This is a genomic window from Planosporangium thailandense, assembly GCF_011947195.1.
In the GTDB taxonomy this organism is placed as follows: Bacteria; Actinomycetota; Actinomycetes; order Mycobacteriales; family Micromonosporaceae; genus Planosporangium; species Planosporangium thailandense.
Genome location: NZ_JAATVY010000025.1, coordinates 79595 through 90162, shown reverse-complemented (window position 1 = coordinate 90162; position 10568 = coordinate 79595). Strand labels below are relative to the sequence as shown.

At 65.5% G+C, this 10568-nt stretch carries 9 protein-coding genes; 2 read left to right on the top strand and 7 right to left on the bottom strand.

The annotated features are described in order from the left end of the window. Nucleotides 1–538 precede the first annotated feature (538 nt). Nucleotides 539–1411, top strand: coding sequence for a hypothetical protein (locus HC031_RS25830; RefSeq protein WP_167928017.1), 873 nt, complete (start codon nucleotides 539–541; stop codon nucleotides 1409–1411). Between the two features lie 133 nt (nucleotides 1412–1544). Then, nucleotides 1545–1886, top strand: a complete 342-nt coding sequence (locus HC031_RS25825; RefSeq protein ID WP_167928016.1) for a hypothetical protein — start codon at nucleotides 1545–1547, stop codon at nucleotides 1884–1886. Between the two features lie 650 nt (nucleotides 1887–2536). Here the strand turns inward: HC031_RS25825 and apyD are convergent. The 7 genes from apyD to HC031_RS25790 all read right to left on the bottom strand — a co-directional run bounded on the left by apyD (nucleotide 2537) and on the right by HC031_RS25790 (nucleotide 10386). Continuing rightward, on the bottom strand, nucleotides 2537–4456 hold the full coding sequence (apyD, locus tag HC031_RS25820; RefSeq protein ID WP_338090832.1) for a RiPP biosynthesis radical SAM protein ApyD: 1920 nt from the start codon (nucleotides 4454–4456) through the stop codon (nucleotides 2537–2539). A gap of 23 nt (nucleotides 4457–4479) precedes the next feature. Beyond that, the gene (gene apyI / locus HC031_RS25815; RefSeq protein ID WP_167928015.1) at nucleotides 4480–5316 is read right to left on the bottom strand and encodes a RiPP maturation protein ApyI; all 837 of its coding nucleotides are present in this window, start codon (nucleotides 5314–5316) and stop codon (nucleotides 4480–4482) included. A 1-nt stretch (nucleotide 5317) separates the two neighbouring features. Further along, a complete protein-coding gene (gene apyH, locus HC031_RS25810) occupies nucleotides 5318–6163 on the bottom strand; it encodes a multinuclear non-heme iron-dependent oxidative enzyme ApyH (RefSeq protein ID WP_167928014.1) in 846 nt (281 codons plus the stop codon). A 15-nt stretch (nucleotides 6164–6178) separates the two neighbouring features. Next, on the bottom strand, nucleotides 6179–6346 hold the full coding sequence (gene apyA, locus HC031_RS25805) for an aminopyruvatide family RiPP (protein ID WP_167928013.1): 168 nt from the start codon (nucleotides 6344–6346) through the stop codon (nucleotides 6179–6181). A gap of 77 nt (nucleotides 6347–6423) precedes the next feature. Further along, nucleotides 6424–7779, bottom strand: a complete 1356-nt coding sequence (gene apyO, locus HC031_RS25800) for a RiPP biosynthesis cytochrome P450 ApyO (RefSeq protein WP_167928012.1) — start codon at nucleotides 7777–7779, stop codon at nucleotides 6424–6426. Nucleotides 7780–7898: 119 nt separating this feature from the next. Next, nucleotides 7899–9185 carry an MFS transporter gene (locus HC031_RS25795; protein ID WP_167928011.1) on the bottom strand — a complete coding sequence of 429 codons (1287 nt, stop codon included), beginning with the start codon at nucleotides 9183–9185 and terminating at the stop codon, nucleotides 7899–7901. 43 nt (nucleotides 9186–9228) lie between these two features. Next, entirely contained in the window at nucleotides 9229–10386 is a 1158-nt protein-coding gene (locus HC031_RS25790) for a ThiF family adenylyltransferase (protein WP_167928010.1), read from the bottom strand. Nucleotides 10387–10568: the final 182 nt, after the last annotated feature.

The following is a 10568-nucleotide window of genomic DNA, read 5'->3' as shown; positions in this document are numbered from 1 at the left end:
CGACACCATGAATGTGAATGACGAAGGACGCGCAGACCGGCCCGACCGCCAATACGAAAATGATCAGACGTATCACTACCGGTGTAGCTGCGAGCACCAAAACAGGCCAGGAGACGCCGAAGAATGCGGAAAGCATCACGATTCGGAGCATCCCTGCCGGTGCCTCTGCAACCGGGACGTGGACGTCCGGGTATCAGTTTCCTGCGAATGCGGCAAAGGTACCAAGCATCCACCTCGCCCCTGCTGCCCACCGCCGGACACGCCCGCGCCCCCTGGGACGGTCGACATACCCCACCCTCCGCCGTTCCAGCCACAGACCTCCGATACTCCTCCATGGCAGCAGGATCGCCCGCCGGTCGGAGATCCCTCGGAGATTCCCTGGTTCCGCGGCAAGGTCAGCGAGGTCGGACGGATCGGTCCGACATTTGGTCCGCGCAAGGATGAATTATTACCGTACCTGTTAATCCGGCGGAATTCGGCCGACCGTGGGCAACGCCCGTCGCCCGGGGTCTTCTGGGAGTCACCAGACATCTATGTCGTGCCCAACCAAGCCGCCGACGACGCACCACTCCGCCCGGCCAGCCAGGGCGAGACGGCACAGGCCGGCCGACCCAACACGCTGTACGCACACGTGTGGAACCTGGGCAAGGCACCCGCGTTCCGGGTGCGGATAGAATTCTGGTGGTTCGATCCGAGCCTCGGTTTCTCCAGATCGGCGGGCCACCTCATCGGCGCCACGTACGTCGACCTAGCGGATCGCTTCACTGTCTACGCCGAGTGGCGTGAGGTCACCGAGGCGTACGGCACCTGGCTGAGCCGGGGCGCACACGCCGTCGTGAAATGCCCCACCACCTGGATACCGGAGTTCCTCAACAACGGACATGAGTGCCTGGTCGTCCGCGCCGGCGATACGATGTTCGACCCCGTCGCGCTGAACTCATTCTCTCCGTCCACGGATCGCCACGTTGGACAACGCAACATCGCGGTCGTACAGGCAGCGTCACCCGCACAGGCGACCGTCGATTTGCAGTTGGGTTGGTATGCCACTCCGGGCCAAGCCGACGTGGACGTCGTGGTCGAGCCGCCCGGAACGATGGAGTGGCTTCAACTGTACGCAGGAAGTCGCAACACCCGCCTCCGGACTCCGTCGAGCACCGCCGCCGCCGGCCTGCTAAACCCGACACCCGTCGATGTCACCCTCCCGGACCCAGAAATTCTTGTACCCGCCGAGCGGAGCAAACTACTGCGACAACGCCAGCAATTCTATCGAGGATGCGACCAACTACACATCCCACTCCACGCGTACATACCAGACCTCAAACCTGGCGAAGCCCAGATAATCCGAACAAGGCAACGCATTGACGAAGAGCTTGTAGGTGGCTATACCGTCGTCCTCATTGGCCATGAATAAGTGTACCGTGCTTGACCCTGCACCTCCGCGCCCAATCCTTTCCCACCTCAACGCCCCACTACCGGGAAGCAGGGGGCGCGCGCTGCGCCACACAATCGGGGACAGACGAACACGACGTTTCGGGAGGTGAACGATGGCGAGCGGTAAAGATCTCATAGGGAATTGGCTGATCAACGGTAACGGATCTCCCGGCACAATGACGATATTCGCGGCAGCCGACAACGGCCCCGTCGAGCTGGAAGTCAGCTTCGATGATGTGAATCGCAAAGACCTTTGGACCGGCACCTGGAGTCCGGGAGCCAGAGAGATAGTCCTCAATCGTCAACTGCCTGGCGACGTGACCCAGACGTACACGGGCCACCTGGGAGACAACCACCCACCGGAACTCATCTTTGGCGGAGCTTTCACCCAGTCCGACGTGGGCGCACTTGAATTCGGGTGGTTCGCTGTGTATAGAGGCATCAAGATCGACTGACGACGCCACCAGCGATCGAGCAGCACACCTCTCAGACTGCCTGTTCGAGCGCCCACTCAAATCACATAGATTCCCACGGCTATCGGCGGAAGGCCATGAACCGGCGTGGGTCATGGCCTTCCTGACCGGTGCATTGTCAGCGTCACGGCCTTGTCGTCACTGTCGGCAGCACGTCGCTTGGCACGACCGCACTCAGGGTGATGGCATCTCCTACATACAGTCGGATACGGTCGGTGCCTACGCCCGCGGTCCGCAGGCGCTGCTCGGCGATACTGATCATCGCCTGGGTTCGGTCGATCCCGCAGCCACGGAAACGCGGCTCGGCCGCCATAGCGACGAGCGGTCCGCCGGTGCCTCAGCCCAAGTCCAGCACGTCGCCGAGATCCAGCATTCGGAGCAGTTGCGGCAGTCGCACGGTGCCGGGCCCCGGAGCGCACGTGAACGCGAGGGCGTGCCGGGCACGATCCACCAACTGGGCACCGAGGTGCGGGGGCCTGCGCGAGCGAGTGGGTAGCGCTGATGTGTTGGGCCCGTATGGGCCGATGTACTGATGGATCAGCGCTTGCCCTACAGATCCGAGCGCGTCCGCGACGAAATCCACCGGGGCAGCCATGTGGAACGCCTGGGTCAGGTCCGTTACGGACCACAAGTCAGTTGGCGTCGACCGATTCGTCCACGTCGGCAGCTATGAGCAGCCCAGCATCAACGAGGTCAGCCAACCACTGCTCGGTCAGGTCGTCGCCGATGGCACCGACCGACACTGCCACGTCGTGCGGACTGCAGCCGGCTCCGACCAGGTCAAGTAGCGCAGTGACACCGAGGGCGACCTGTGCGGGCCGCTCCTCGCCGGGCAGCAGCACGTAACTGGTGCGTGGCAGGTGCGCCGCGTCGACCGGCCGACTCCCATCCGACAGCCATTCCATGACCTCGGCGCAGTCGTGGACGTTGTGGAGCATCCGCAGCCCTGCCGGGAGAGCGTAACGAGCATGGATATTGGCAGCCCTGTCGGTCGGCGCCGAGGGTCGCCTCCGGCGCCGTGCAGGTACGGGGTTTCGTAGCAGCAGCGCGTATCGCACCAGCGAGGTGACCGGATCGTCGTCGCCCAGCCTCGCCCGCACGTACTCTTCTAGCTCCCGGGCACCAGGTGGCCCGGTTTTGGGACTGGCGGCGATCAGGCCGCGTATGAGCTCGGCCAGCTTGCCACCGTGGGAGCGGATTAGTTCGACAAGAACGGGGCGACCGAGCCTACGTAGTAGATCCACGCTCTCAACCACGCCAACGTGTACGTATCTTGGCAAGGCCGTCGGATAATAGTAGTAGCTGGCGAAAACGGCCGGCTCCGCGAGCACTTCCTGCCGGTCCTCCGGCCGTAACAGCCACGAGTTGAACGGTGTGGCGTAGCCGTCGAAGAGCATCGATGGGCCGAACTGGTCGAACAGTAACGTGCCCGGCTCCGGAGTCAGGATGTGCAGTTGCGGGATGCACGACCCAGCTGGCCGGTCGAAGCAGTCGCCCAGCATATTCAGCGTGGCGTCTTGATCCTCCGTGGTCTCCTGCGGGTATCCGGTGATGAACGATGCCGTCGTCTCAATGCCAAGGCGCTCGCAGGCATTGAGAGTAGGCGCCACTCGGTCCAGATCCAGCCGCTTCGCCGAGATCTTCTGCATGCGCTCTGATCCAGCCTCCACGCCGAGGTAGAGGCCGATACAGCCGGCAGCCGCCATATGTTCGAGAAGCTCCTCATCGACGCAGTCGGCGCGGGCCGACACGCGCCAGCGGTGACCATGTCCCTCCACCGCAGCGCAGAACTCCTGAACCTTCCGTTTGTCCACAGTAAACAGGTCGTGGTCCAGCTTGAATTCACGCGGAGCGTACCGGTCGCGCAGTGCATCCATCTCAGCCACCAAGCGGCGCGACGACTTCAACCGGTAGCGCCGCTGAAAGAATGTGGCCGTTGAGCAGAACACGCACGCGAACGGGCAGCCGCGCCCGGCCTCCACTCGGAGCAGGCTCAGGCCCAGTTCCCGCATCGGGTACAACTCGTAGTCAAGCCACGGGAGAGTATCGAGGTCGTCGATGCGCGGACTTCCGGCGGTTTCTGCCACTCCGGTAGGTGTCCGCCAGGTCACTCCTGGCACGCGGACGAAATCCCTGGTCTCGAGGCTGGCGAGCACGGCAGGAAGCGTCTCCTCGGCCTCGTGCCGGACGACGACGTCAAAGGTCGGGTACCGGTCAAGGATCGGCCGCGCAAGCATCGTCGCGTGCGGGCCGCCGAGCAACAGCGGCAGGTCGGGTTCCCGGCGTTCCAGCGCGCGGCCAACGCCCACGACGAAGGTGAAGCTGCACCCGAGGGTCGTCAATCCAACCGCATCGGGTCGGCCGGCGAGTAGGTCATCGGCTACCCGCTCGTACAGTGTCTCGTCATACGCGAGCGCGCCGCTTCGGACGAGCCGTTTGGGGTCGTAGATCGTCACATCATGCCCGTCGGCGCGGGCCACGGCGGCCAGCGAAAGCAGGCCCAAGTGCGGATGCGTGTCGAGCAGGTGCAGATCATGTTGCGCGGGAAGCACCAAGTTGTCGACGAGAGTCAGTTTCAGGACGCCACCCCCTCCGGGGCGTCCCAGACCAGCAGCCCCAGCCGGGTAAGCTGGGCAAAGGCCGCGTGCAGCATGTCGCTCGCGCCCGCGTCACCGAACAGATCGGCTGCGATCTGGTCAAAACTACGTCGGCCATCGATAGTCATCAACAGGTCGCCGATCCCGGGCTCCATTTCCAGTATCCGCAGCGGCCCCGCTGTGGATCGGTGATAGCCGAAAGTCCATCTCCCCCGCCGGATCTGGGTAAGGTCGGGATGGCGGTCACGCAGCACGGTGCCGACCTGTCGCGGGTCACATGTCATCCGGTGAATCACCAGACGGCCGTTGTGCCGCGGAACGACCAGATCGCGGGATACTTCGACGCGGGACGCCACCGGAGCGGATCGGAGCGACGCGATCGTATGCTCATGCCGGAGCACGTCCCGCACCAGGCAACGAACCGGATCGGTATCTGACGTCCACGCCTCGACAAACAGCAGCAGCCCATCGAGCCGCTCACTTGTGGACACCCTGCCGAGTTGGCGTCGAGCCAACGACTGGGGCGCGTACTGCCGGAACAGATCGATCTCCAGTTGAGTCAGCGACAGCAGACGGAACGTCAACGGGAGATCGCCACGGCACTGGTTGTAGCGGATCTTCTCCGACAAGCCCGCAAAGTCTTCGAGCGCCTCCAGGTCGACCGTGGCCGGCGCCAGCCCCAATGCCGCAAGCAGGTCGGGCCGATCCCGCCAGGCGCGGAGCCGGTCCGGGTCCGCGAGCCCGGCGGCGACCACCGCATGTACCGCCGCTGCCGACGGTGTGGTCGGCGGGACGAGCGAGGTGGGCCTGGTCACGTCACACCGCTAGCAGGTCACGCGTGAAAATGATCTGATCGACGATAACGGACTCGGGCATGGATGGCGCCCAGTTATATTCGAACGTCACCGCCTTCGGCCGGATCCGCCGCCGGATCTGCCTGAGCAGATCAAACACCGCGTCCGGCACGGGTGCCGCGTGGTCGTCCCACCACCGTCCCGACTGCTGCGACATCCCGGAGAGATGGACCTCAACGACCCGCTCCAACGGCAACTCGTGCACGCTCGCGATTGGGTCGAGCCCCATGTTGTTCGCGGTGATGAGAAAGTGGGTCACATCGAGCAGCAGATCGACGTCGCACCGCTGGGCGACCTGCGCGACGAAGGCAGCCATCGTCATGGTGCTACCTGGCAAGGCCAGATACTGCGGGGAGTTCTCCAGAATGATCGGCACGGAGAACCGGGTGCGGAGACAGCTCAGGTTCACCACGACTCGCTCCACCGTCTCCTCACTCAGTTGCGGGCAGACTGTGTAGGTCAATTCAGTCGGTCCGACAGCGTCGTCGCCCCCCAATGCATCTGCCGAGATGAAGGCCAAGTGCTCGCCAATCCATGGCGTACGCGTACGATCCACGTGTTCGGCGATGGCCTCGAGGGTCTGGTCGGTCGGTGGTACGAAGCCGGCAACCGACATGCTCGAGCAATGCAGCAGGACCGGAATTTGCTCCTGGAGCTGCGCCGCTACGGGATTGTGGCGCAACTGCTCGAAAGACACCTCGACATAGTCCAGTAGGCGGTCGTGCCGAGCGAGAAATGGTTCCACAACCGGTCCGTTGGCCAGCCCAACGAGTGGAGGACCGCCCGGCTCGAGGGCAAGATACTCCATTACCGCTCCAAATGCTCAGTCGTATAGATAGGGCGCTTGAAGCCGGCCCGCCTGTGAGAGGTCGACATTGCTCATGCGGATGGACAGCCGACCCTTCTCCAGACAAGATCTGATCGCCTGAAGCTTCTCCTCGTCAACCTCGAGATTGATCTCCGTGTGCCGGTTAATCTCGATGTTCGACATTTGGGCAGGCTCCTCTTTGCTCTGTGCCATGGCTTAGCCTCCAAAGTGTCGTATTTGCAAAGCCTAAACCAAGATCACTAAGTGCGCTGTAGAAGGTCGGACGCCGGACCGGAAAGAATTGAGCCGCGGGCCGGAGCTCCATCGGGCGACTCAAGCCGCATCACCGGATCGGTTGTCGGCAACAATGTCACGTTCATCTGCCAATCGATCCATTGCGGCTTGGCGAGCACGGGGTCGGCCGCGGAGAGCAGCACAGCGGTTCCGCGCTCCAGAGTTGCCAGCGCGACACGCCGACCGAGGCACGCACGGGCCCCGCCGCCGAAGGGAATGAAGTGTGCAGCATCGACCCGTCCGGCGAGCCAGCGCTGCGGCCACAACCGATGCGGCTCGGGAAACACGTCAGGTCGTCGATGCTCGACGAAGGGACTGATGATCACTTCACACAGCGCGGGTAGGAGCACACCCGCCAGCACGACATCGCGTCTGGTCAATCGCATCATGATTGCGCTCGGCGGGACGAGTCGCAGAACCTCGCGCACAACCCCCCGCACCGACCCGGTACCGGCGACAGGATCCCGCTGCTCCGCACGAATATCGGCGCGGAACTCGGGATGCTGACTGAGGGCGAGCATGATCCAGGTCATCGCGGTGGCGATCGGCTCGCTACTCGACATGAACAGCACACACGCGTGCGCAACCAACTCATCTTCGGAAAGACCCAGCGAACGATCGGAGGTGAGCTGACATAGACGGCCCAATACCCCGGTTGCACCTCCCGGCCGCGCGCGCAGTAGCGCCTGTACGCGCCCTCGCAGCAAGCCGTCCACCAGCAGACCCTGCTCCACCAAGGCGTCGAGCTGTGCCGGCTCACACGGGCTCGACCGCGACGCAAAGCAGCGACGGAGACCGAAGTACCGCTGGATCGCGAGGCCAATGCCGGCCGCCGCGTTGCCGTCTGCGCCAAAGAGCACCTGCTCTGCGACACACCGTGCCAGCCGGCGCATCTCCTGGATCAAGCCAACCTCGCGGCCCGGTGACCAGCCTGGTAGGAACGCCTCGATCCCCCGGTCAATGGCGACGTCTTGGTCGACCGCGAACGCCGGTCCGAGCAACCGTGCGAGCAACTGTTGGCGGCTGCGATGGAGCGAGCCAGACATACTGAAAAGCGCGGAGCTGAGGTTAGCCAACGGCGGTGGCAACTCGTGCCGGGCCGAAATTGGCGCCGGCATCGCGAATGTCTCGATGTCGCCAAGGACCCGTCGCACCAGAGCCGGTCCGAAAACACCCACGGCGCCAACCGCCGTCTCTTGATGGGAGAGCACCGGACCGGTGTCGCTCACGACGGCCACAGGACCGGCCCGACTCGCCGTGCAGAGCCAGTCGAGCGGGTCTGCGAGGAAATCGGCCGCGGCTGGTTGGTCGCAGCCACTCATACTCCGATTCTGCCAAGCACTCATCCGTCTAGCACGTCCAAACCCGTGCGCACGCGTGTCTTGGTCCTGCGCGCCCCGGCGGTGTCCTCCACGGGTACGACCGCTCGACAACCGCGCCGTCAGGGCAGCGCGGGCGAGTGTGGGTCGCTCGCCGGCGCGGGCACCGCGGAGTCGATGCGGCCCACCGGAGATACGGCGGTACCGACGAAGACGGCCGCCTGAAGCAGCGCTGCGCACAGGAACAGCAACCGCACCGGGCTGGTCTGCGCGGCGAGCGCGCCGCCGAGGACGGCGCCGAGCGGGATCGCGACGTAGGCGACCGCCCGGCTCACCGACACCACGCGCCCGATCATGTCGGCAGCGACGATCTTCTGGCGGGCGGTGAACCAGGACACGACGATCACCGAGGTGGCGATCCCCTCGATGCCCCAGCCGACAATGATCGCGCCATAGTGCGGTATCACGGCCGGCAACGCCATCGCCACTGCGGACAGGCCCATCCCGGCGGCCAGCAGCCGCCCGGTCGGGTACCGGTCGATCAGCCGCGGCGCCAGCACCGCGCCGGCCACGGCACCCAGCCCGTGCGCGCTGAACACCAGGCCAAGTGCGATCTTCGGCAGTCGCTCGGCGGTGAGCAGCAGGTAGACCAGGTTGCCCTCGACGACGTACCCGGCCAGGTTTGCCGCGGCCATCAGCAGGGTCCCCCACCAGATCGGCCGGATCCGCCAGACGGTGTGCAGGCCGGCGACGAAGTCCCGGCCGACGCCGGCGAGCGCCGCGCCCAGCTGCCCCTCGCCGGTGGCGCCCGCTCCGGCGACCACGTACGAGATCTGGTAGATCAGCAGGGCGGAGAGCGCGAACGACAGGGCGTTGACCAGCGCCGCGAGCGGCACCCCGAGCTCGGCGATCAGCGCGGTACCGATGATCGGCCCGAGGAAGCCCAGCGTGCTGTCGATCGTCTGGGTCCACGCGTTGATGCGGGACAGCTTGCGCTCCGGCGTCACGTCGACGAGGAAGCCCTGGAACGCGGGGAAGTAGAACGGTCGTACGCAGGCCAGCAGGAACGCGCAGCCGTACAGCGCCGCCACCGGGGGATGCTCCAGGGCGGCGAACCCGGCGATCGCCAGCGCGATGACGAACGAGGTCACGTCGCAGGCGATGAGGACCCGGCGCCGGTTGACCCGGTCGGCCACCACGCCCGCGAACAGCCCCACGACGATGTACGGAATGAACTCGATCACGTAGGCGATCGCAGTCGACATCGCCGAACCGGTGATCGTCAGAATCAGCGTCGGAACCGCGAAGCGATAGATCCAGTCCCCCGCGGAGGACACCAGGAACGCGGAGCGGAGGCGAACACCGTTGCGGTTGCCGGCGGTGTCCGCCTCCTGCACGACGTCGGTCATGGGTGGTCGATCTCCATGGTGTGTGTCGGTCCGGCCGGAGAGGTCAGAATGGCAGCGGGCCGGCCTCCGAGGCCAGCCATCGCAGCGCTGGTTTCGGCGCCGCGTGCCGGCAGACGGAGCAGTCGGGGTCGCGTTTCCACGACTCGGCCTCGACCGGCCGTGGGTCGTGGAAACTGGCCGCGAGCAGCCGGCCGACCGACAGCGGCGGGGTTACCCCGCTGGCCAACCGCACCATCTCGTTGACCATGTGGCCGGCGGCGGTGAGCACCAGGCCGTTGAAGGCAGCGGTGTCCTCGCCGAACTGCTCGCCGTCGCGGTCGATGCGGTGCATCACGTCGAGCACCATCCGTGACGTGGGGTCGTCCCGTTGCACCTGGCGGAGCCAGCATTCGACGCAGCCGCTCACGCCCGGCACCATGGTGTAGTGGGTGGCGCGCTGGGTGTCCACTCCCCCGCCGATCAACGCGGTGCCGGCGCGGACACAGCCCTCGTTCAGCCAGTGCGCGATGTGCATCTTCGGACGGTCCACGACGGCAATCACGATGTCCCGGTCCGCGACCACCTCGTAGACGTCGTCGGCGCTGGTGAGTCGCTTCTGCACCGGATCGATGCGGACGCCGCTGTTGAGCGTGCGGGCCCGCTCGGCCGCGACCTCGACCTTCAACCGACCGATGTACGGCTCGCCGTAGAGGATCTGCCGGTTGAAGTTCGACAGCTCGATCCGGTCGAAGTCGACGATGCGGATGTCGGTGAACCCGATCGCCACCAGGTCGATGAAGACGTGCGAGCCGATCCCGCCGACGCCGAGGACAGCCACCTTGGCGTCGCGCAGCCGGCGCTGGAACTCGTACTTGGAGGTGGTGAGCGAGGCGTACGTCTCGAAGAAGCCGAGGTTGTTGGACCAGCGTGCGCGCGCCGCCTCGCCGAAGTCGTCGCCGCGGTCATCGGCGTCCTGCAACAGTCCGGTCTCGTCGAGGTCGCGGACCGCCTCGGCCACGTCGGCGGGCGTGATGTCGGGGTAGGTGGCGGACAGGTCACGATGAATCTCGTCGACCGTGCGGGTCCCGTCGAGAAGGGACAGCAGCGTGCCGACCCGGCCGTCGGGGTCCTCCAGCGAGGTGAGCTCACCGCTCAGCCGGAAGTGTGCGGCCCCGTCGGCGATGAAGTAGGGGATGCTGGTCTTGAGCGCGGGGTGTGCCACGGCGCCTCCTCGGCGTTGTCGATGCGCATCGGGTACGGCGTCCGTGATGACGGCGGGGTACCCGTGCGGACACCCCGCCGTCATCGTCAGTGTCAGCCCTTCGCCACGGTCGCGGCGGCGCTGTAGCGCTTGGTGGACTTCTTGATCATGTCGTTCACCTCCTCCGAGGGGTGGGGTGGTGC